At 70.7% G+C, this 20,913-nt stretch carries 22 protein-coding genes and 1 pseudogene; 13 read left to right on the top strand and 10 right to left on the bottom strand.

Annotated features, from left to right (window positions below; all coding sequences use genetic code 11):
* Positions 1-3 precede the first annotated feature (3 nt).
* The 4 genes from K7C20_RS34285 (at position 4) to K7C20_RS34270 (ending at position 3,288) form a co-directional block, all read left to right on the top strand.
* Positions 4-732, top strand: a complete 729-nt coding sequence (locus K7C20_RS34285; protein WP_030076239.1) for a type 1 glutamine amidotransferase — start codon at positions 4-6, stop codon at positions 730-732.
* 190 nt (positions 733-922) lie between these two features.
* Complete coding sequence (locus K7C20_RS34280; RefSeq protein WP_030076237.1) at positions 923-1,948, top strand: 6-phosphofructokinase; 1,026 nt, start codon at positions 923-925, stop codon at positions 1,946-1,948.
* 116 nt (positions 1,949-2,064) lie between these two features.
* Positions 2,065-3,024, top strand: coding sequence for a cytochrome c oxidase assembly protein (locus tag K7C20_RS34275; protein ID WP_030076235.1), 960 nt, complete (start codon positions 2,065-2,067; stop codon positions 3,022-3,024).
* A gap of 105 nt (positions 3,025-3,129) precedes the next feature.
* The gene (locus K7C20_RS34270) at positions 3,130-3,288 is read left to right on the top strand and encodes a hypothetical protein (protein ID WP_030076233.1); all 159 of its coding nucleotides are present in this window, start codon (positions 3,130-3,132) and stop codon (positions 3,286-3,288) included.
* A 45-nt stretch (positions 3,289-3,333) separates the two neighbouring features.
* Here the strand turns inward: K7C20_RS34270 and K7C20_RS34265 are convergent, their stop codons facing one another.
* The gene (locus K7C20_RS34265; RefSeq protein ID WP_245171150.1) at positions 3,334-3,723 is read right to left on the bottom strand and encodes an SSI family serine proteinase inhibitor; all 390 of its coding nucleotides are present in this window, start codon (positions 3,721-3,723) and stop codon (positions 3,334-3,336) included.
* 252 nt (positions 3,724-3,975) lie between these two features.
* The gene (locus K7C20_RS34260) at positions 3,976-4,665 is read right to left on the bottom strand and encodes a hypothetical protein (protein ID WP_053209227.1); all 690 of its coding nucleotides are present in this window, start codon (positions 4,663-4,665) and stop codon (positions 3,976-3,978) included.
* A 154-nt stretch (positions 4,666-4,819) separates the two neighbouring features.
* On the opposite strand from K7C20_RS34260, the gene K7C20_RS34255 reads away from it, so the two are divergent.
* Entirely contained in the window at positions 4,820-5,566 is a 747-nt protein-coding gene (locus tag K7C20_RS34255) for a type 1 glutamine amidotransferase domain-containing protein (protein ID WP_030076225.1), read from the top strand.
* Between the two features lie 27 nt (positions 5,567-5,593).
* Here K7C20_RS34255 and K7C20_RS34250 read toward each other — a convergent pair whose 3' ends face one another.
* Positions 5,594-6,661: a serine hydrolase domain-containing protein gene (locus K7C20_RS34250; protein WP_078953180.1), complete on the bottom strand. Its 1,068-nt coding sequence runs from the start codon at positions 6,659-6,661 to the stop codon at positions 5,594-5,596.
* Between the two features lie 651 nt (positions 6,662-7,312).
* On the opposite strand from K7C20_RS34250, the gene K7C20_RS34245 reads away from it, so the two are divergent.
* The 3 genes and pseudogenes from K7C20_RS34245 to K7C20_RS34235 all read left to right on the top strand — a co-directional run bounded on the left by K7C20_RS34245 (position 7,313) and on the right by K7C20_RS34235 (position 10,109).
* The gene (locus tag K7C20_RS34245) at positions 7,313-8,041 is read left to right on the top strand and encodes a lysophospholipid acyltransferase family protein (RefSeq protein WP_053209225.1); all 729 of its coding nucleotides are present in this window, start codon (positions 7,313-7,315) and stop codon (positions 8,039-8,041) included.
* A gap of 90 nt (positions 8,042-8,131) precedes the next feature.
* Positions 8,132-9,188 (top strand): annotated as a pseudogene (locus tag K7C20_RS34240) (NAD-dependent epimerase/dehydratase family protein).
* 96 nt (positions 9,189-9,284) lie between these two features.
* Positions 9,285-10,109 (top strand): TIGR02452 family protein, encoded by an 825-nt coding sequence (locus tag K7C20_RS34235; protein ID WP_030076217.1) that lies wholly within the window; start codon positions 9,285-9,287, stop codon positions 10,107-10,109.
* A 100-nt stretch (positions 10,110-10,209) separates the two neighbouring features.
* Here K7C20_RS34235 and K7C20_RS34230 read toward each other — a convergent pair whose 3' ends face one another.
* Positions 10,210-11,847, bottom strand: a complete 1,638-nt coding sequence (locus tag K7C20_RS34230) for an alpha/beta hydrolase (protein WP_030076216.1) — start codon at positions 11,845-11,847, stop codon at positions 10,210-10,212.
* Between the two features lie 651 nt (positions 11,848-12,498).
* Between K7C20_RS34230 and K7C20_RS34225 the strand changes: the two genes are divergently transcribed.
* From K7C20_RS34225 to K7C20_RS34210, 4 genes are all read left to right on the top strand, one after another.
* Positions 12,499-12,882 (top strand): hypothetical protein, encoded by a 384-nt coding sequence (locus tag K7C20_RS34225; RefSeq protein WP_030985229.1) that lies wholly within the window; start codon positions 12,499-12,501, stop codon positions 12,880-12,882.
* A 43-nt stretch (positions 12,883-12,925) separates the two neighbouring features.
* A complete protein-coding gene (locus K7C20_RS34220) occupies positions 12,926-13,774 on the top strand; it encodes a hypothetical protein (RefSeq protein ID WP_053209224.1) in 849 nt (282 codons plus the stop codon).
* Between the two features lie 70 nt (positions 13,775-13,844).
* Positions 13,845-14,225, top strand: a complete 381-nt coding sequence (locus K7C20_RS34215) for a roadblock/LC7 domain-containing protein (RefSeq protein WP_030076212.1) — start codon at positions 13,845-13,847, stop codon at positions 14,223-14,225.
* Between the two features lie 88 nt (positions 14,226-14,313).
* Entirely contained in the window at positions 14,314-14,688 is a 375-nt protein-coding gene (locus K7C20_RS34210; protein WP_030076211.1) for a roadblock/LC7 domain-containing protein, read from the top strand.
* A gap of 16 nt (positions 14,689-14,704) precedes the next feature.
* Here the strand turns inward: K7C20_RS34210 and K7C20_RS34205 are convergent, their stop codons facing one another.
* From K7C20_RS34205 to K7C20_RS34180, 6 genes are read right to left on the bottom strand one after another with little or no spacing between them, the layout of a single operon-like run.
* On the bottom strand, positions 14,705-15,544 hold the full coding sequence (locus K7C20_RS34205) for an urease accessory protein UreD (protein ID WP_053209223.1): 840 nt from the start codon (positions 15,542-15,544) through the stop codon (positions 14,705-14,707).
* Positions 15,541-16,284, bottom strand: a complete 744-nt coding sequence (gene ureG, locus K7C20_RS34200; RefSeq protein ID WP_053209222.1) for an urease accessory protein UreG — start codon at positions 16,282-16,284, stop codon at positions 15,541-15,543. The genes K7C20_RS34205 and ureG overlap by 4 nt, the downstream gene beginning before the upstream one ends.
* A gap of 52 nt (positions 16,285-16,336) precedes the next feature.
* Positions 16,337-17,011, bottom strand: coding sequence for an urease accessory protein UreF (locus tag K7C20_RS34195; protein WP_053209221.1), 675 nt, complete (start codon positions 17,009-17,011; stop codon positions 16,337-16,339).
* Positions 17,012-17,051: 40 nt separating this feature from the next.
* On the bottom strand, positions 17,052-18,773 hold the full coding sequence (locus K7C20_RS34190) for an urease subunit alpha (RefSeq protein WP_030076207.1): 1,722 nt from the start codon (positions 18,771-18,773) through the stop codon (positions 17,052-17,054).
* Positions 18,766-19,077 (bottom strand): urease subunit beta, encoded by a 312-nt coding sequence (locus K7C20_RS34185; protein ID WP_030076206.1) that lies wholly within the window; start codon positions 19,075-19,077, stop codon positions 18,766-18,768. Before K7C20_RS34185 ends, K7C20_RS34190 begins: the two co-directional genes overlap by 8 nt.
* 16 nt (positions 19,078-19,093) lie before the next feature.
* Positions 19,094-19,396 (bottom strand): urease subunit gamma, encoded by a 303-nt coding sequence (locus tag K7C20_RS34180; protein ID WP_026170153.1) that lies wholly within the window; start codon positions 19,394-19,396, stop codon positions 19,094-19,096.
* A gap of 541 nt (positions 19,397-19,937) precedes the next feature.
* Between K7C20_RS34180 and K7C20_RS34175 the strand changes: the two genes are divergently transcribed.
* On the top strand, positions 19,938-20,882 hold the full coding sequence (locus tag K7C20_RS34175) for a M28 family metallopeptidase (protein ID WP_030076205.1): 945 nt from the start codon (positions 19,938-19,940) through the stop codon (positions 20,880-20,882).
* The last annotated feature ends 31 nt before the right edge of the window (positions 20,883-20,913 follow it).

The following is a 20,913-nucleotide window of genomic DNA, read 5'->3' as shown; positions in this document are numbered from 1 at the left end:
AGCATGAGTGACAACAGCCTGCGCCTGGTGTGGATCTACCCGGACCTGCTGAGCACGTACGGCGACCAGGGGAACGCCCTGGTGGTGGAGCGGCGGGCGCGCCAGCGCGGTCTGGACGTCCAGCGCCTGGACGTACGGTCCGACCAGCAGATCCCCACCTCCGGTGACATCTACCTGATCGGCGGCGGCGAGGACCGGCCGCAGCGGCTGGCCTCGGAGCGGCTGATCCGCGACGGCGGGCTGAGCCGTGCGGTCGCCAACGGCGCGATCGTCTTCTCGGTGTGCGCCGGCTATCAGATCCTGGGGCACGAGTTCATCAATGACCTCGGGGAGCGCCAGGAGGGCCTGGGGCTGCTGGACGTGGTCAGCACCCGCGGCGAGGCCGAGCGCTGCGTCGGCGACGTACTCGCCGATATCGACCCGCAGTTGGGGCTGCCGCCGCTGACCGGCTTCGAGAACCACCAGGGCGTGACGCATCTGGGCGAAACCGCCCGGCCGTTCGCCAAGGTGCGGTTCGGCAAGGGCAACGGCGTCGGGGACGGCTACGAGGGCGCGTGGAACGACACCGTCTTCGGTACGTACATGCACGGGCCGGTGATGGCGCGCAATCCGCACATCGCCGATCTGCTGATCAAGCTGGCGCTGGATGTCAATGCGCTGCCTCCGGTCGAGGACCGCTGGTACGAGGCGTTGCGGCAGGAGCGGATCGCCGCAGCGACCCAGCCTGCTTGATACCGCTTCCTCCCGGTTCAGGCGGTTCGTCGATATACGTCATCCGCCGGAATTCAACCCTTTTCGTACGCCCGCAGTCCGCACTGCGGGCGTACGTGTGCCCGGCGGCCCCGCGCTTGTAGGGTGAGCGGAATCCAACCGGACGACGGGGTCCGGGCCCCCGGTTGAGTTGCAGAGGGTTTTTCGAGCAATGCGTATTGGTGTACTCACCTCCGGCGGAGACTGCCCCGGTCTGAACGCCGTCATCCGCTCCGTCGTCCACCGTGCCACCGCCGATCACGGCGATGAGGTGATCGGCTTCCGTGATGGCTGGAAGGGCCTGCTGGAGTGCGATTACCGCAAGCTCGACCTCGACGCCGTCGGCGGCATCCTGGCGCGCGGCGGCACCATCCTCGGGTCCTCGCGGGTGCAGCCCGCGCATCTGCGGGACGGCGTCGAGCGGGCCCGCGGCCATGTCGCCGAGCTGGGCCTGGACGCGATCATCCCGATCGGCGGCGAGGGCACGCTGAAGGCGGCGCGGCTGCTGTCGGACGCCGGGCTGCCGATCGTCGGCGTACCGAAGACCATCGACAACGACATCGCCGTCACGGATGTCACGTTCGGCTTCGACACCGCGGTGGGTGTGGCCACCGAGGCGCTGGACCGGCTCAAGACCACCGCCGAGTCCCACCAGCGAGTGATGATCGTCGAGGTGATGGGGCGGCACACCGGCTGGATCGCGCTGCACTCGGGCATGGCGGCCGGTGCGCACGCGATCGTGGTGCCGGAGCGGCCCTTCGACATCGACGAGCTCACCGCACGGGTCTCCGAGCGCTTCGAGGCCGGCAAGAAGTTCGCCATCGTGGTCGTCGCCGAGGGCGCCAAGCCGCGCGAGGGCACCATGTCCTTCGACATCGGCGGCAAGGACATGTACGGCCATGAGCGGTTCGCCGGCGTCGCCCGGCAGCTCTCCGTGGAGCTGGAGAACCGCCTCGGCAAGGAGGCCCGTCCGGTCATCCTCGGGCACGTCCAGCGCGGCGGCACCCCGACCGCCTACGACCGCGTGCTCGCCACCCGCTTCGGCTGGCACGCCGTCGAGGCCGCGCACCGCGGCGACTTCGGGATGATGACGGCGCTGCGCGGCACGGACATCACGCTGGTGCCACTGGCCGAGGCCGTCGAGACGCTCAAGACGGTGCCCGTGGAGCGCTACGCCGAGGCCGAGTGCGTGCTGTGACCTCGCCGCCCGCGGCGTGATGGTCCGCGCGCCACGAACCGCCCCCGGCCGCTCTCTCGGCCGGGGGCGGTTCTAGTCTTGTCGCCGGAGCATTGGTACGAATCAGGAGCGAGCGGATGGATCACAGCGGGCACGGCATGGACGGCATGAACATGGATCTGCCGCCGTTCACGCTCGCGCGAGGCCTGGAGTTCGGTGGTGATCCGTTCTTCCTCGTCGGCTGCCTGCTGGGGCTGGGGCTGTACGGCTGGGCGGTGGTCCGGCTGCGACGGCGGGGTGATGCCTGGCCGGTGGGCCGGACCGTCGCCTGGGCCGTGGGCGTGCTGTCGGTGGCACTGGTGATGTGCACGGCGCTCAACGACTACGGCATGGCGATGTTCAGTGTGCACATGGTCCAGCACATGGTCATCAGCATGCTCTCGCCGATCCTGCTGCTGCTCGGGGCACCGGTGACGCTGGCGCTGCGCGCGCTGCCGGCTGCCGGGCGCGGCCGCAAGGGACCGCGTGAACTGCTGGTGGCGCTGCTGCACAGCCGCTACATGCGGATCATCACGCATCCGGCGTTCACCATCCCGCTGTTCATCGCGAGCCTCTACGCGCTCTACTTCTCACCGCTGTTCGACTTCCTGATGGAGTCCCGGGCCGGGCACATCGGGATGATGGTGCACTTCCTCGCGGTCGGCCTGGTGTTCTTCTGGCCGATCATGGGCGTCGACCCGGGCCCGCACCGGCCGGGCTATGTGATGCGGATGCTGGAGCTGTTCGCAGGGATGCCGTTCCACGCCTTCTTCGGTATCGCGCTGATGATGGCCTCGGAGCCGATGGTCACCACCTTCGTGCACCCGCCGGCCTCGCTCGGGATCGAGGCGCTGGCCGACCAGTCGGCCGCCGGGGGCATCGCCTGGGCCTTCAGCGAGATCCCGTCCGTAGTGGTGCTGATCGCCCTGGTCTTCCAGTGGTACAAGTCCGAGGAGCGTCAGTCGCAGCGCGCGGACCGGGCCGCCGACCGCAACGGCGACAGGGATCTGGCCGACTACAACGCCTATCTCGCCTCGCTCAACGCACGGGGGCAGTGACGGCGCGTCGCGACTCTGGCGGTACGGGCCGCGGCCGGGGACGATGGTCCCATGGCCGCGGCCCGTGGCGTTGGTGTTCCGGGCCGCCGTGAGGAGGTTGCGGGTATGCCCGGATCTGCTAGGACGATGGCCGTGTGCACGGTGGGCGGACTGGTGGTGGCGACCGCCTACACCGTGGCGATGGGCGCCAATGGCTGGCTCTGGTTCTCCTGGGTGGTGCTGGCGCTGGTGACGATCGGCGTGGTGGCGGCGCGGCCGGTCTGAGAGTTCCGGTGCGGCGGCGGTGCCGGGGCCTCGGAACGCGGTGCCTCAGAAGCGGAAGAGCGGCCCGGTCGCGGAGTCCATCGAGCAGGCGTTGGGGAACTCCTTGTGCCAGTTCACCTGGGCACCGCGATAGGTGCCGGTCGCGGTCGCGGTGACCGGGTCGAACTCCCTGGTGCAGGTACGCGGCTCGCCGGGCAGGGCGTCCAGGTCCCCGCGGGCCCAGGCCAGCGCGTTGCAGGCGGCACCGGCGTGCGGATGTCTGCCGTGGATGTCCGGGCAGCTGAGCCGCACCCCGCGGCTCCAGGTGTTGCCGGTCCCGGACACCGTGAGGAGCAGGCCCTGATCGGCGGACGGCGGCTCGTCGGCGTGGGACGGGCCGACGGAGAGGGTGCCGAGCAGGACCCCCGACAGGGCGGCAAGCACGCTCACGGTCATGGTCACGGTGGCAGGGGTGGATCGGCGTCGACGGCTCACGGGCATCGATGTCTCCTGGGAACACTCGGTGGGGTCGCATGCGGGAGCCTGACAAGGACGCGCGGCGCCCGGTGGCCCCAGGCCACCTCGCCGGGCCCCGGCGGGCAAGCGGCCACGCCGTGAGGTCGCCCGTACGGCCTGCGGCTGCCACCCCGGAGACAAGGGTGGCCGGCAGCGGAGGAGGCGGCACCGCTGCCGGCCACCGGACCGGGGCTACCCCACGCGCTCGATCCGGGCGTTGCGGATCAGGAACTTCCCTGCCTCACGCACCTGTTCGAATGCCGCGTTGTTGAGCAGTGCGCAGCTGCCCGACGTCGAGGTCACGGAGACGGTCGTCGACTTGTTGTTGTCCAGGTTGGTCACCTTCAGTTTGGTCCCGGTGGGGAACTCGCTGCTGGATGCCGCGGGGGCCCCGCCCTCTCCGGAGAGGGTCACCGTCGAGCCGGCGCAGACCACCTCCCCGTCGGCGGCGGGCGGGTTGTCCCCTGCGGGCGGGGCCGCGGAGGCGGAGGAGTCATCGGACGCGGGCGGGTCGTCCGATGCGGGCGGCTCCGCCGACCCTGACGGGGCGCCGGAGGCGGGCGGCTCGTTCGCCGCCGGTGGAGCGCCCGCGGCGGCGCCCCCGCCTTCCCCGCCGGAGCAGCCGGCGGCTTTCTGCTTGTTCTGGATCTCCTTGATCACGGCTTGGCGGTTGGCGATCCGGGCCTCTGACTGGGCATCCGGGTTGGCCTGCTGGTCGGCGATGAACTTCTCGTTGTTGCTCAGGGCGGTGGCCAGTCCGTCGCACGCCACGGAGGCCTGGCTGGTACCCGCGGTGGCGATGGCGATACCGCCGACCAGCGCGCCGGCACTGACACAGATGATGATCTTCTGACGCCGGCCGACTCTCTTCTTCCGGGACATCTCGCACTCCAATCATCGGCCTGGACCCTGGGCTCAGGCATGGTTGCCGGGCAGTACGCCGAGTGAACCCGCCCTCGTTCAAGGCGAGTTGAAAGTTGTCCACGGATGCCAAAGCGGATACCGAAAGGAAACACCCGCCTGCGATGATGTTCCGGTGCGCGTGCTGATGCCGGTCCCCGACCGCGATTTCGATGTCACCGAGGTGGCGGTGCCCTGGCGGCTGCTCACCGACGCCGGCCACCAGGTCGTCTTCGCCACCGAACGGGCCGGCACCCGGCCCGCATGCGACCCGCGGCTGCTGACCGGTGTCCTCTTCGGCCGGCTCGGCGCCGAGGAGGAGCCCAGGCGCTTCTACCGAGAGCTCACCCGCAGCGAGGAGTTCACCGCGACCGTCAGCTGGGCGGAGCTGGTTCCGGAGGAGTACGACGGGCTGATTCTGCCGGGCGGACATGCTCCCGGAATGCGGCAGTACCTGGGCTCGGAGGTGCTGCGGCAGCAGGTCGCCGGGTTCTGGGCGCTGGACCGGCCGGTCGGAGCGATCTGCCACGGCGTGCTGGTGGCGGCGCGGGCACGGGAGGCGTCCACCGGCCGCAGCCTGCTGGCGGACCGGCGTACGACCTGTCTGCCGAAGTACATGGAGCGGTCGGCGTATCTGGCCACGGCCTGGCGGCTCGGACGCTACTACCGTACGTATCCGGCCTATGTGGAGGACGAGGTCAGGGCCGCACTGGCCGGTCCGGGCGCCCGCTTCGAGCGGGGGCCGAGGGTCCTGGCCGCGCGTGGCACCGCGACCGACGACTCCGCCGCGTTCGTCGTACAGGACCGCCGCTATCTCTCGGCGCGCTGGCCGGGCGACGCCTACCTCTTCGGGCGCCGGTTCTGTGCGCTCCTGGAAGCCTGATAGGGGCCGCCCGGCGAGCAGGTGCGGTCAGCGGCACAGGGCCCTGTCCACCAGACGCTCGACACGCTTCATGGCTGCCTCGTCGGTCGGCTGCATGGTCACCGCGACGTCGGCGGCGCGGCCGTCGTCGGTGGCACCGCCCCGCGTCTCGTAACCCGGGAGGCTGCCGCCGTGGCCCCAGGAGACACCGCCGCACGACAGTGGCTTGCTCACGAGACCCAGTCCGTAGCGGGCGCCGGAGCCGAAGTACGGAGCGGGGACGGTGGTGCGCATCTGGGCGAGCTGGGCCTCAGGGAGGAGGCGGCCGGCCAGGAGCGCGGTGAAGAACTGGTTGAGGTCGGAGTTGGTGGAGATCATCTGGCCTGCCGCCCAGCCCCAGGAAGGGTCCATTTCCGTGACGTCGCGCAGAGGGGCGCCCACTGAATCCCTGTAGTAGCCCTGGGGATGGGGTTCTCGGATGGTCATGTCACCGGGGGCGGGGAAGTAGGTGTGGCGCAGCCCGATGCGCTGGATGACGCGCCGGTGCATCTCCTCGGCGAGGGGCCGGCCGGTGACCTTCTGGATGATCAGGCCGGACAGCACGTAGTTCGTGTTGCTGTACTCCCATTTCGTCCCGGGGGCGAAGCGGGCCTTGTGCTGGAGGGCGATGTCGAGGAGGTCGCGGGGTTCGAAGTACCTGACGTCGTCGCCGAGGTATGCGGTGTAGTTGGGAAGCCCGCTGGTGTGCTGGAGGAGCTGACGGACGGTGATGCGGCGTCCGTCGATGCCCTCCCCGCGGACGAGCCCCGGCAGATAGGTGTCGACCGTGGCGTCGAGACCGATCTTCCCTTCACCGACCAGTTGCAGCACGACCACCGCGGTGAACACCTTGGTGTTGCTGCCGATCCGCACCTGACCGTCCCTCGGCACCTTCGAGCCGGTGGCCAGGTCGCCCACCCCCGCGGTGTAGGTACGGGTGCGGCCCGCACGGTCCTTGACGCTCGCCAGCGCAGCGGGCAGGCCATCGGAGCGCACCAGCGCGCTCAGGCCCTGCTGGACGGTATCCGGGCCGGTGGCAGCGGACGCCGCGGGCGGCGCCAGGACACCCATCGTCATCACGCCCACGGCCACCGCGGCCGCGGCCGGAACGGCTCTGCGCCGGCCGCCCGGCCGCCGCCCGGAAGAACGAAACCTCTGCCATGCCTGCTCACGCACGGGCCAACTCCTAAGGAAACATGGGGAAACCAGCAAAATGTGCCGGGTCCAGCATTTCCGGAGGCGACCGCCCGGGACGATCCTGCTACCCGCCCGGCCCGGGTGGGGCCAGCCCCCGGGTGCGCGCAGCCGATGGGGAACAGGGGCGAGCAACAAGTGAACCCGGCCCTGCGTCACGTCAAACACAGGCTCTCCCCGGCAACGGATGCTCCGGACGGCGACGTGATCGCCCCACGCACCCCACGGCAGAGCGAGTCGCGCGGCACCGACGCCACGACCAGCGAAGCGGAGTGACCTCTCGGCTTTACCGCACGCAGTACGGCACAGCGCGAGCGCGGCGGTGGTGCCCTCCTCGCCTTGCGTACCAGGCGGCGGCGCTCACCTCACCTGCCTCGTGCGTGGCCGGGACCGGAAAAGAGTCAGCATCGATCCGGCCGAAGGTGGTTACCCGCGAGGGCACTTGCCCATAAACTCACTGGCCGTCCCCAGGGGCCCTTGTGACCTGGAACGATGTGGCCGCCCGGGCGAGCCGACGGAATGGGGAGCTGCCCTGTGCTCTACCAGGTGCTGAAGTACCTGCTGCTCGGGCCGTTGCTGCGGCTGGTGTTCCGGCCGCGGATCGAGGGGCTCGATCATGTGCCGGAGGAGGGCGCGGCGATCATCGCGGGCAATCACCTGTCGTTCGCCGATCACTTTGTGATGCCGGCGATCCTGCCGCGCCGGGTGACGTTTCTGGCCAAGGCGGAGTACTTCACCGGGCCCGGTCTGAAGGGGCGGCTGACCGCGGCGTTCTTCCGGGGCGTCGGGCAGATTCCGGTGGACCGCTCCGGAGGCCGCGCCTCGCAGGCGGCCATCTCCTCGGGCCTCTCCGTCCTGCGCAAGGGCCGGCTGCTGGGCATCTACCCGGAGGGCACCCGCTCGCACGACGGCCGGCTCTACAAGGGGCGTACCGGAGTCGCTTCGATGGCCATCAAGGCCGGGGCGCCGGTGGTGCCGTGCGCGATGATCGGCACGTTCGAGGCGCAGCCGACGGGCCGGCGGCTGCCGCGCATCACGCGGATCACCATCCGCTTCGGCGCACCGCTGGACTTCTCGCGGTATGCGGGGCTGGAGGACGAACGCGCCGCCCTGCGCGCCGTCACCGACGAGATCATGTACGCGATCCTCACCCTGTCCGGCCAGGAGTACGTCGACACCTACGCGGGCGAGGCCAAGGCCGCGGCGCAGGCCCAGGCGCGGGCACACGGACGGCGTGGGCACGGGAAGGGGGCCGCGGGCTGAGCCGCCGGCCCGGGTCCGCGCCCGGTGGTCTCCTTGCGCTGTGGGCGAATCGTCCTGCCGCCGTCGGATGACGGTCCGTAGGGTCCGGTCATGACCTCAGGCAGTGCAGTGGTGATCGGGGCGAGCGGGCAGATCGGGCGTGCGGCGGTGCGGGCCCTGGCGCGGAACGGCTGGGAGGTGCGGGCCGCGTCCCGGCGCGGCGGGCGCGATGACTCCTGGCCCGGCGAGGTCCGGACGGTGGCGGTGGACCGGGAGGACGACGCGGCGCTGGCCGGGCTGATCGGCGAGGGCTGTGACGTGCTGCTGGACTGTGTGGCGTACGGGACGGCGCACGCACGGCAGTTGGCGGCGCTGGCGGACCGGATCGGTTCGGCCGTGGTGGTCTCCAGTTGTGTGGTGTACGAGGACGACCGGGGGCGCAGCTTCGCGACGATGGGCGAACCGGACGGCTCCCCCGTCTATCCGCTGCCCGTCCCGGAGTCCCAGCCGACCGTGCGGCCCGGCGACGAGAACTACGGCACCCGCAAGGCCGCCCTGGAACGGGCGCTGCTGGCGCTGGGCGACCGGCTGCCGGTGACGCTGCTGCGGGCCTGCGCCGTGCACGGCCCGTACAGTCCGCTGCCCCGTGAGCTGCACTTCGTCAAACGGGTGCTGGACGGGCGGCGGGTGCGGGTGCTCGCCTACGGAGGCAGCAGCCGTTTCCATCCGGTGCATGTGGACAACATCGCGGAGCTGGTCCGGCTGGCGGCCCGCCGGCCGGGCTCGCGGGTGCTCAACGCGGCCGATCCGCAGGCGCCGACGGTGGCCGAGATCTCGGCGGCGGTGGATGCGGCGATGGGCGCGCCGGAGAGCGAGATCGTGCGGATGGACGGCGCCCCGCCGTCGTCCGGCGTCGGCGACACCCCGGTGGTCGGTCCCGCACCCCCTCGTCTACGACATGACCGCGGCGGAGCGCGAGTTGGGCTATCGCGCGGTGACGACGTACGAGGAGTCGCTGCCCGCGACGGTGGCCTGGCTGGCCGACCGGGTCAAGGGGCGGGACTGGTGGGAGGTGTTCCCCACGATGGCCGGCTTCTATCCGGACGAGAAGCTGTTCGGGTATGCGGCCGAGGACCGGTGGCTGGCGGAGCGGGGCGGGAAGCGCTGAGGCCCGCGGCGGGCGGGCGGCGATATCCGCTCGCGGGGCGCGCGGCCGGGCCCGTACCTTGATCGCTATGAAGCATCGGATACGGGGGTGCCGACGATGAGCGCCCGGCTGCGTGGCATGGCACAGGAAACGGAACGGATCGTCGCGGCGGGTGCGTACCACGCCCCGAGCGGACGCCTGGTGGAGATCGCGGCAGCGGTCGGACGGGCGCGGGCCGCAACCCGGCTGTACGGCCCGGAGCCGGTCGCCGTGGAGCAGCCGTCGCCGGGAGCGCGCACGGTGTTCGAGGTGACGGGGGAAGGCAGCCTCACGGCGGGGCGGCGGCTGGCCGAGACGGGTGAGGGGCCGCTCGCCGTGCTGAACTTCGCCTCCGCGCGCAATCCCGGCGGCGGCTATCTGAACGGCGCGCAGGCCCAGGAGGAGGCGCTGTGCCGGGGGTCGGCGCTCTACACCTGTGTGCGCGCGGCCCCGGACTTCTATGCCGCGCACCGGGCCGGGCCGAGTCCCTTCTACAGCGACCGGGTGATCCTCTCCCCCGGTGTACCGGTGTTCCGCGACGACCGCGGCCGGTTGCTCGAGGTGCCGTACGAGGCGGGCTTCCTGACGGCCGCGGCGCCGAACGCGGGAGTGATCGCGCGGCAGCGGCCGGCCGAGACGGGCCGGGTGGCGGCGGCGCTGGCGGCGCGTGCGGAGCGGGTGCTGGAGGTCGCGGCGGCCGGCGGGCACCGTCAGCTGGTGCTCGGTGCCTGGGGCTGTGGGGTCTTCCGTAATGAACCGGCCGATGTGGCCGGGGCGTTCGCGGCCGCATTGCTGGACGGGGGCCCGTTCTGGGGCTGGTTCGACCGCATTGTGTTCGCCGTGCTGGACCGTCGCGAGGACTCCCCCACCAGGGCCGCCTTCTCCGAGGCGTTTCCCGCGTAAGCGGCGCGCGGAGGAGCACTGACGACGACAGGGGCGGCCGGGAGGATTCCCGGCCGCCCCTGCGTGCCGTCACTTCCGTGCCGGCATGTTCAAGGCGTCACTAGGGGGCGACCGGAAGGATGGAGGCACCCTTGGCGGCGGCCTTCGCCGTCGGCTTGGCCGGCTGGGGCGTGGCGTGCGGAGCGCAGGTCACGTCCTTGGCGTCGGTCTTCCCTTCCAGGAAGTACGCGTCGACCCGGTTGTTGATGCAGGGGTTGACCTGACCGGTGACACCGTGCGATCCGGCGTCCCGCTCGGTGATCAGGCGCGAGCCCTTGAAGCGGTGGTGCAGCTCGACCGCGCCGCCGTAAGGCGTCGCCGCGTCACGGGTGCTCTGCACGATCAGGACGCTCGGCAGACCCTTGCCGGTCTTGACGTCGACCGGTCGCTGCTGCTTGACCGGCCAGGTGGCGCAGGGCAGGTTCATCCAGGCGTTGGACCAGGTCATGAACGGTGCCTGCTGGTGGATGCGGGTGTTGTCGCGGTCCCACTTCTTCCAGCTGGTGGGCCACTTGGCGTCGGTGCACTCGACGGCCGTGTAGACGGCGTTGCCGTTCTCCGCGGAGGCGTTGCCGGCGAGGTCCAGGAGGTTCGGCCCGGCGTTCTCCACCAGCGGCTTGCTGTTACCGGAGAGGTACGCGCTCCAGACCTCGGCGACCGAGGCCCACATCGAGTCGTAGTACGGCGCGTTCTGGAAGAAGCCGGTGAGCTCGGCGGGGCCGACCACACCGCTGATGGGGTTCTTCTTGGCGGTCGCCCGCAGCTTCTCCCACGCCGCCTGGACCTTCTCGGGCGTGGCACCGATGTGGTACGTGGCGTCGTGCTTGGCGACCCACTTCTTCCAGTCGCCCCAGCGGGTCTCGAAGGCGATGTCCTGGTCGAGGTTGGCCTGGTACCAGACCTTCTCGCGGGACGGATCGACGACGCTGTCGACGAGCATCCGGCGGACATGGTTCGGGAAGAGCGTCCCGTAGACGGCACCCAGGTAGGTTCCGTAGGAGACGCCCAGGTAGTTGAGCTTCTTGTCACCGAGCGCGGCACGAATCACATCGAGGTCGCGGGCGGTGTTCTTGGTCGTCATGTACGGCAGGAGGCCGCCGCTGCGCTCGGCGCAGCCGTCGGCGTACTCCTTGGCGAGCTTGCGCTGGGCGCGCTTGTCGGCCTCGCTGCCCGGTACCGGGTCGGCCTTAGGGGCCTTGACGAACTCCTGCGGGTCCATACAGGAGATCGGCGCGGAGTGGCCGACACCCCGGGGGTCGAAGCCGACAAAGTCATACGCCTTGGCGGTCTTGACCCAGAGGGGGCTCTTGGTGGTGATACGGCTCGGGAACTTCATGCCCGAACCGCCGGGGCCACCGGGGTTGTAGACGAGGGAGCCCTGTCGCTCCTTCTTGCTGCCGGTGCTGACGGCGCGGTCCACGGCGATCTTGATGGTGCGGCCGTTGGGCCGGGCGTAGTCGACCGGGACGGTGACATAGCCGCACTGGATGGGCGACTTGAAGCCCCAGTCGGCGGGGCATTCCTGCCAGTCGATGCCCTTCTTGGCCGCGCGCGCGGCGGCGGTCGCCACACCGCGTGCTTCGGCCGAACCGCGCTGGTGCTGCTCGCCCGCGCTGGCGGGCGTGGCGGATATCGCTCCGGCGAGGAGCGCTCCGGTCACCATGGTGCCGGCGGCGCCGAGCGCTGCTGTTTTTCTCACGTGGTTAATTCCCCCTGCATGGTGTGCCACTTGTGGCGGCGTTGATCACAGGCTTACGAAGGGATCCTGACGTGTGGCGTCCCCTCTTGAACAGGTTCGACCCACACTTCTTTACCAAGCTGTAGGTTTCCGGCCGCGCCGGCTCCGGCCTGTTGGAGTGCGGCAGACCGCGCAGCCGTGGACGCGCGCGGGCGCGACGACGGAATACGGCGGAATACGGGTGGCGCGGAGGGAGAGCCCCGTAAGCCTGCCGGTGAACGGCCGGACATCGCAGCGGAACCTCACGATTCCGGCCAAGGCCGCCGGACAGTGCCGCACGCGCCCGCGTCACACCAGCCACACTCAGGAGGAGCATCAACTTCGCCCGCAAGAGGAGCAGTTGACGAGCCCTTAAAGCACCTCACACCCGGTCGGGACGGCGCGGCGGAGAGGTTCCCGCCGTGGCCGGCCCGGTGGAGTGCGGCACGGCGCGATGGCTCCCGGAGGGGCGCGCAGGGGCGAGAATACGTCAATTGCCGTAGACCTGCCCTTCAGGCATGTGCCAGCCGCACACCTTCAGTAACCTTCCGTGAAGGCTCTCCCACTCACCGCCACAAGGGAGGGCTTCGGCGTTTTCGCGCCCCGTCCGAGCCGTCGCGAAGGAGATCCGAAGTGCCGGGTATCGATCAGGTGTTGTCCCAAGCCATGGGGATCCCCGGCGTTCGGTGTGCCGGACTGATCGACTGGACCAGTGGTCTGACACTCGGCACGGCGGGGCAGGCGCCGCACGACGATCATGACGCGGCCGCCGCGGACACCGCGGAGGTGGTGCAGGCCGTGGTGCGCAACGCCACCTTCGACACCACGGGCACCGCGGGCCCGGCCCTCGAAGACCTCATCATCACGGCTGCGGGCTGCTACCACCTGATCCGTTTTGTGCACACGGCCTTCGACAGCCAGACCTATCTCTACCTCTGGCTGGACCGCACGCAGGCCAATCTCGCCGTCGCCCGGCTACGGCTGCGCGCGCTGGCCGCGGAGCTGGTCGCGTCCTGACGGCGCCCTCCGCCACACCGCACGAACGGTAAGGGAACCAGCCATGGGCCTGCCCATATCTCCTCACCCGCCCGCCCCGGCCGGGCTGCTCGACCACTGCGCCGCCGAACGCGTCACCGGCACCCTCAGCGGCCCGCACGGCTGCTTCTACCTTCTCGACGGTGCGGTCTACTGCATCGAGGGCACCGCCGCCCCTGGGCTCGACATACGTCTCACCGCGGCCGGCAAGCTGCCGCCGCGGGGCTGGCAGTACGCCGCCGAAACGGCAGGGCCGCAGCAGAGCGGCGGCCGATTCCTGGTCAGCGAGGGCTGGTTGACGCAGGGCGAACTGGAGATATGCCATCTTGCCGCCCTGCTCGACGCCGCGTTCTTCGCCCTTCCACTGGCGCCGGAGGCCACCTCCTTCACCCCCGGGACCGGGCACTGGCTGGGTGTCATACGCCCCATCAGCGCCACCGCCCTCCAGCAGGCGACGGCCCGCCGCCGGATACTGCTCGACCGGCTGCACCCCTGGGCGGCGGTCGACTCCTCCCCCGTCGTCCCCGTCCGCCCGCGCACCTCGGCCCCCACCACGGGCCGCCAGCGGCGGCTGCTCGACCGCGCCGACGGCCGGCACACTCCCCAGGAACTGGCCCGCGTGCTGGGCCAGTCCGCGTTCGGGACGCTGCTCGACATCCGCCGCCTCGCCGCCGCCGGCCTCGTCCACGTCCCCCGGGCACCGGCAGCGCTCCCCCGGCGTCATCCCGGCGCCTGCCTGGACGGTCCCGCCCCCGTGCCCGAAGCGGGCCCCGCCGCGACCTGGCAACTACCGGTACCGGATGTCCTCGATACCGCCGATCCGGATATTGCCCTCCTTGTCCGACTGCGTACGGCGTTGGAGGAAAGCCTGTGAACCCTTGCGCACGAAGACCGTGCACCCCATGAGGCGCGTCATCAGAAGGCACGCCTCGAAAAGGAGACTGATGACGATCGAACCCCGGATACGGGAGGAATTGCACACGCTGCGCGACCAAGTACGCCATTTCCAGGGCGGGATGGTGGCGAGCGTGGACGGCATGGTGATCGCCCATGATCTGCCGGATATCGAGCCGGACGGCCTGGCCGCCCTCACCGCCGCGGCGATCGGCGTCGCCAAACGCCTCACCGATGCGACCGGACAGGGCGACTTCGAGGAGTCCCTGACGCGTGGCGCGGACGGCTATATCGCGGCCTATTCGGCCGGACGCCGCGCGGTCCTGACCGCCGTGGCCAGCCCCGACACCAACGTGGGCCGGCTTCATCTGCAGGCCAGAAGGGCTGCGGCCCGGATCGGCGCCCTCGTGGACGCACAGCCCCACCGGTAGGAGACCTCCCCCACGCACCCGCGGAACACCACCCGGAAACCCGGAAACCGAGAAACACCGTCAAGGAATCGAAAGGTCTGAACCCCTCATGGCTCAACTGGAATCCGCTCTCGCCGACGCGATGTCGACCATCGAGGGCGCGGTCGGCGTCGCCCTGGTCGACTACACCAGCGGAATGGCCCTGGCCACCCTGGGCGACAAGCAGGCACTGGACCTCAATGTCGCGGCGGCCGGCAATACCGATGTCGTACGCGCCAAGATGCGCACCATGGAGATGCTGGAACTCCAGGGCGCCATCGAGGACATGCTCATCACTCTGACCTCGCAGTACCACATCATCCGCCCGGTGACGGGCAAGAGCGGTGCCGGCCTCTTCCTCTACCTGGTGCTGGACCGCAAGCGCGCCAATCTTGCGCTGGCGCGCCTCCGCCTTTCCCGGCTGGAGGCCGATCTGGAGGTATGAGGCGGTGCGGCCGCCGTCACCCGGCGGCGGCCGCCACGGCGGCCTCGTCCAGAAGGCGCCGCAGCCGTAGCGCGTCCGGGGCCACAGCGGTGGCCAGGGCCCCGGGGCCCGCAAGCGGCGCCAGTACGCCCTGTCCCGCGCCGCCGTCGGAGCGCTCGCCCGCCGCGGCGCCGAGCAGCCGCACCTCGGCCGCTCGCGCCTCGGATGCCGGTCCGATGAGCAGGAGTTGACCGACGGCCCGGTGCCCGCCCAGGACGGCCGGGGTGTCCCAGCCCGGGGCGCCGGGCCCGTACGCGGTCTCCTGGTCGAGCAGCGTACGGCCGGCCCGGCGGACGATGAGGCGGCTGCGCAGCGCGCCGGTCTCCTCGCCACTGCGTCCCAGAACCTGTTCCTCGCGGAGCACCAGGCGTGCGGTGGGGGCCAGTTCGACGGTGGTGGTCATCCGCAGGTCGCTGCCCGCCGCGGAGATCAGCGGTTCGGGCAGCCAGTCGAGCCGCGCGCCGTCGCCCACCGTCAACCGCACGTCGTAGCGGGCGGGTTCGCCCGTCCGGCCGGGCAGCGCGACGGTCGCGGCGGCAGCGGTGAGACGCAGCGCGCTGCCCGCCTCGGCGGTGGCTTCGACGGCCAGCAGGTCGCCGCCGAGCGGGGCGCTCATCGCACCCACGACACAGACCTTGGCCTGGTTGCCGTGCGCGCGCAGGCGGCGCAGCGCGAACGGGCCGTCGCCGTCGAGGACGGGCAGCCGGGTGGTGCCGTGGGCATCGGTCCGCGCGAGGATGCGGGCGGTGGCGCGCAGCCCGGCGGCGGAGCGGGCGTCGGCCCGCGGTGCCGCCGACGTCGGGGGTGCGAGGGTCATGCCGGGCCCGCGGTCCAGTCCGCCAGCCGCTCGCGGACCCAGTCCGCCACGGGGCGGACGCCGTTCTCCGCCTTCAGGGCGGTGAAGGCGACGGGGAGTTCGCCGCGCTGCGCCTTGGCGTCGCGGGCCATGCCTTCCAGGTCGACACCGACGTACGGCGCGAGGTCGGTCTTGTTGATGACGAGCAGGTCGGAGGTGGTGACGCCGGGGCCGCCCTTGCGCGGGATGTCGTCGCCGCCCGCCACGTCGATGACGAAGATCTGGGCGTCGACGAGGCCCTTGGAGAAGGTGGCGGTCAGGTTGTCGCCGCCGGATTCGACCAGCACGAGGTCGAGCGGGCCGACCGCTTCCTCCAGGTCCTCGACGGCTTCGAGGTTGGCGGAGATGTCGTCCCGGATGGCGGTGTGCGGGCAGGCACCGGTCTCGACGGCGGCGATCCGCTCGGCGGGCAGCACGGCCGCGCGGAGCAGGAACTCGGCGTCCTCACGGGTGTAGATGTCGTTGGTGACCACGGCGATGGACAGCTCGTCGCGCAGCGCCCGGCACAGCGCGGCGACGGTGGCGGTCTTGCCGGTGCCGACCGGGCCGCCGAGGCCGATGCGCAGCGCGCGGCGGGTGCCGCTCCGCCGCACTCCGTCCCGGCTCTCCTGTTGGTGCCCGGAGGCCGCACCGACCCGCTGCGGGCCGGCGGCGCTGTAGGTGTAGCGCTCGGGGAAGGGGTCCTTGTGGTCACGGTGCATGGTTACTCCGGTGGTGAGTACGGCGGCGGGCGGCGCGGGGCCGCCGGCAGGGTCAGGACGCGAAGAGCCGGACCGGCCAGGCGGCGTGCTGTTGGGCGGTGATGTCGAGCAGTGGCGCGGAGGCGGCGGGCAGTGCGTCGGTTCCTTCGGCCGCGATGCGCAGCGCGGCTTCGGTGGCCTGTTGCGCCACCTCGTCGAGCTCGGCGGCGAGCCGGGCGAGCACGGCGGTGGCATCGAAGGGGTCCAGGCTCAGCAGGCGGACGGCCGCCGTGGCCGGGCCGCTGATGTTCTCGTAGGCCACGGCGTACGCGGCATCGAGCGGCGGCAGGCCCGCGGACCGGGCGGCCAGGCCCAGGACGACGGGCTGGTGGGCGCCGCGGGGGCGGGCCGCGGCGAGTGCGTCGAGGGCGGCGCTCGGCCAGGTCGCCCGGGCGGCCCGCATCATCTGCCGCCCCAGCTTGCGGGCGGTGGCCCGCAGTGCCGGTACGGGGGTACGGGCGTCGGCCGCGTCGTCCAGGAGCAGCGGGTCGTGACCGGCCGCGGCCGCGGCGGCGAGCCCCGCGGCGACCAGGCCCGCGGTGTGCAGCCGGCCCCGGCAGAAGGTCTCCAGGGTGGCGGCGTCCTTGATGCGTCCCGCGGTGACGGCCGGTTCGGCGCCGCCCGAGTGGGCGTGCCCTCCGGCGGGGAACCGGCCGTCGGCGAGGACGAGCAGCGCTGCGCGGCTCATCGGTGGTACGTGCCCTTCATCGGGGTGTTCATCGGCGACCTCAGAAGAGGAAGTACCGCTGGGTCATGGGGAGTTCGGCCGCGGGATGCGGCTCGACGACCTCGCCGTCGATGGTCACGGTGAAGGTGTCGGGGTCGACCTGGACGCGCGGCAGGGCGGCGTTGTTGCGCATATCGGCCTTGGTGATGCCGCGGGTGCTGTGGATCGCCTCGAAGGACTTGGCCAGCACCAGGCGCTCGGGAAGCGCGTCTTCCAGGGCCTGCCGGGAGACGAAGTTGACCGAGTTGCTGCCCGGGGCCTTGCCGGTGGCGCCGAACATCGGACGGGGCAGCACCGGCTGCGGAGTGGGGATGGACGCATTGGCGTCTCCCATCTGCGCATACGCGATCTGGCCGCCCTTGATGACCAGCTGCGGCTTGACGCCGAAGAACGCCGGGTCCCACAGCACGAGGTCGGCGAGCTTGCCGTCCTCTACGGAGCCGACGACATGGTCGATGCCCTGGGCGAGGGCCGCGTTGATGGTGTACTTCGCGACATAGCGGCGGGCGCGGTGGTTGTCCGCACCGCCGTCGCCGGGGAGGGCGCCGCGGCGCCGCTTCATGACGTGCGCCGTCTGCCAGGTCCGCAGCACGACCTCGCCGATGCGCCCCATGGCCTGGGCGTCGGAAGCCATGATCGAGATGGCGCCGAGGTCGTGCAGGATGTCCTCGGCGGCGATGGTGGACGGCCGGATCCGGGACTCGGCGAAGGCGAGGTCCTCGGGGACGGCCGGGTTGAGGTGATGGCAGACCATCAGCATGTCGAGGTGCTCCTCGACGGTGTTGACGGTGTGCGGCCGCGTGGGGTTGGTGGAGGCGGGCAGCACATTCGGCTCGGAGACCATCGCGATCATGTCGGGGGCATGGCCGCCGCCGGCGCCTTCGACATGGAACGCGTGGATCGAGCGGCCGGCGATGGCGGCCAGGGTGTCGCCGAGGAAGCCGGCCTCGTTGAGGGTGTCGGTGTGGATCGCGAGCTGGGCGCCGCTCTCCTCACAGACGGTCAGACAGGCGTCGAGGACGGCGGGCGTGGCGCCCCAGTCCTCATGGATCTTGAAGCCGAGGATGCCTGCCCGCAGCTGGTCGCGCATCGACGCGAGGGAGGTGGTGTTGCCCTTGCCGAGCAGACCGACATTGACCGGCAGCGAGTCCATCGACTCGAACATCCGGGCCACGTGCCAGGCGCCGGGGGTGATGGTGGTGGCCTTGCTGCCCTCGGCCGGTCCGGTGCCGCCACCGATCATCGTGGTGACACCGGAGGCCAGCGCCTCGTCCGCCTGCTGGGGGCAGATGAAATGGACGTGGGTGTCGATGGCGCCGGCCGTGAGGATCTTGCCGTTGCCGGCGATGATCTCGGTCTCGGGGCCGATGACCAGGTCGGGGTGGACGCCGTCCATGGTGTCGGGGTTGCCGGCCTTGCCCAGGGCGGTGATCCGTCCGTCGCGGATGCCGACGTCGGCCTTGACGATGCCCCAGTGGTCCAGCACGACCGCGCCGGTGATCACGGTGTCGGGGGTGCCCTCGGCGCGGGTGGCGCGGGACTGGCCCATCGATTCGCGGATCACCTTGCCACCGCCGAAGACGGCCTCGTCACCGGCCCGTCCCGGCCCGCCCGAGCGGTCCTCGGTGATCTCGATGACCAGGTCGGTGTCGGCGAGCCGGATCCGGTCGCCGGCGGTCGGGCCGAAGAGATCGGCGTATGCCTGGCGGGTCAGCTCAGCCATCGAGAGTTCCTCCGGTCTCGCCCCGCAGGCCCATGACGATCCGCTTGCCCCCGAGGGGAACGAGTTCGACCTCGGTGGGGATGCCGGGCTCGAAGCGCACGGCGGAGCCGGCCGGAACGTTCAGCCGCTTGCCGTGCGCGGCCACGCGGTCGAAGTCGAGGCCGGGATTGGCCTCGGCGAAGTGGTAGTGGGAGCCGACCTGAACGGGGCGGTCGGCGGAGTTGAGAACGGTCATCCGCGTGCAGGGAAGGCCTTCGTTGAGGCGCACCGGCTCGTCGGCGTGGAGGATCTGTCCCGGGATCATTGTCTGCTGTCCCCGTTCAGTTGATGGGTTCGTGAACGGTGACGAGCTTGGTGCCGTCGGGGAAGGTGGCCTCGACCTGCACGTCGTGGATCATCTCGGGCACGCCGTCCATGACCTCGTCGCGGGTGAGCACCTTGCGGCCGGAGGACATGAGCTCGGCGACGGTTCGGCCGTCCCGCGCGCCTTCGAGGATGTGCACGGTCAGCAGTGCAATCGATTCCGGGTGGTTCAGCTTCACCCCCCGGGAGCGGCGTTTTTCAGCCACATCTGCCGCCACATGAATCATCAAGCGTTCCTGCTCATGCGGGGTCAGTTGCATACGATCCACCTCACAGTCTTCCCGCCCGGACACATTCGCCCAGGTCGCAGGCGTGGAGACACCCGTGACGATAGATGTACCACGCAATAATTAAAGGAGGAGCAAACCGACTTCCAGCACTTGGCCATCAACAGCCCCACTATCGGAGACTAGTTCGGCGGGATTTCGTCGGCGTTACAACCAGGGACACATCAGCGTCCCCTCTTACGCCTGATGTAACGCGGCGTCACTACCGCCCGTTACGGCACGGCAACCGACCCCCGTGACGGCCCCATCCCGCCCATTTCCCCAAAAGTGCCCGGAATCCGAGGGCCGGATCCGCACCCCGTGGGCCGGCGACACCCGGGGAACAGAGGCGCTTCATGCACCATCAACCGCCCTGATCGCCGCAAACCAGACACGCCCCGCTCGGCGAACTCCACTGTCCGGTATGCGCTCTTGACGGTTTCCGCGGTGATCGCAATTCTCGTGTGCGCGTTAAACATGTGCGCGTCAAAGCAGCTCCGCGCCATTCCCCCCACACCAGTATCGGAGCCACACAGTGCCTCGTTCCACACGAATACGCCGGGCCGCGCTGGCCACGGGCGCCGTCACCGCCCTGGCCGCCACCGTCTTCACCGCGGCCGGCGCCTACGCCGAGTCCGCGCCGGCGGCCGCCCCGGACATCGACGTCAAGGCCGTCAAGGCCGACCTCGACCAGTTGCAGTCCATCGCCGACGCCAACGGCGGCAACCGGGCCCACGGACAGCCGGGCCACAAGGCGTCCATCGACTTCCTCAAGGGCAAGCTGGACAAGGCCGGATTCACCACCAAGGTCCAGGAGTTCGACAGCAACGGCACCAAGGGCTACAACCTGGTCGCCGACTGGCCGGGCGGCGATGAGGGCAAGACCGTGATGGCCGGCGCCCACATCGACTCGGTCCCCGACGGCCCCGGCATCAACGACAACGGCTCGGGTTCGGCCGGCATCCTCGAGGTGGCGCTCGCGGTCGCCAAGGCGGAGCTCAAGCCCGCCAAGCACCTTCGGTTCGCCTGGTTCGGCGACGAAGAGGACGGCATGGTCGGCTCGCAGGCCTACGTCGACAAGCTCGGCGCCGACAAGTCGAAGATCGACGCATATCTGAACTTCGACATGATCGGCTCGCCGAACCCGGGCTACTTCGTCTACGACGACGACACCCGTCTGGAGAAGGTCTTCAAGGACTGGTACGCCAAGAAGAACATCGCCACCGAGAAGGAGACCGAGGGCGACGGCCGCTCGGACCACGCCTCCTTCAAGGATGCGGGCATCGCCGTCGGCGGTCTCTTCTCCGGCGCCGACTACAAGAAGACCGAGGAGCAGGCGAAGAACTGGGGCGGCGAGGCCGGCAAGGCCTTCGACGCCTGCTACCACCAGGCCTGCGACACCTCGAAGAACATCGACGAGAAGGCGCTCGACACCAACAGCGACGCCATCGCCCACGCGATATGGGAGCTCAGCTCCTGAGCCACCCGCCCCGCCGCACGGTCAGCACCCG

It is taken from the genome of Streptomyces decoyicus, assembly GCF_019880305.1.
GTDB lineage: Bacteria > Actinomycetota > Actinomycetes > Streptomycetales > Streptomycetaceae > Streptomyces > Streptomyces decoyicus.
This window is presented reverse-complemented; position numbering and strand designations above follow the sequence as displayed.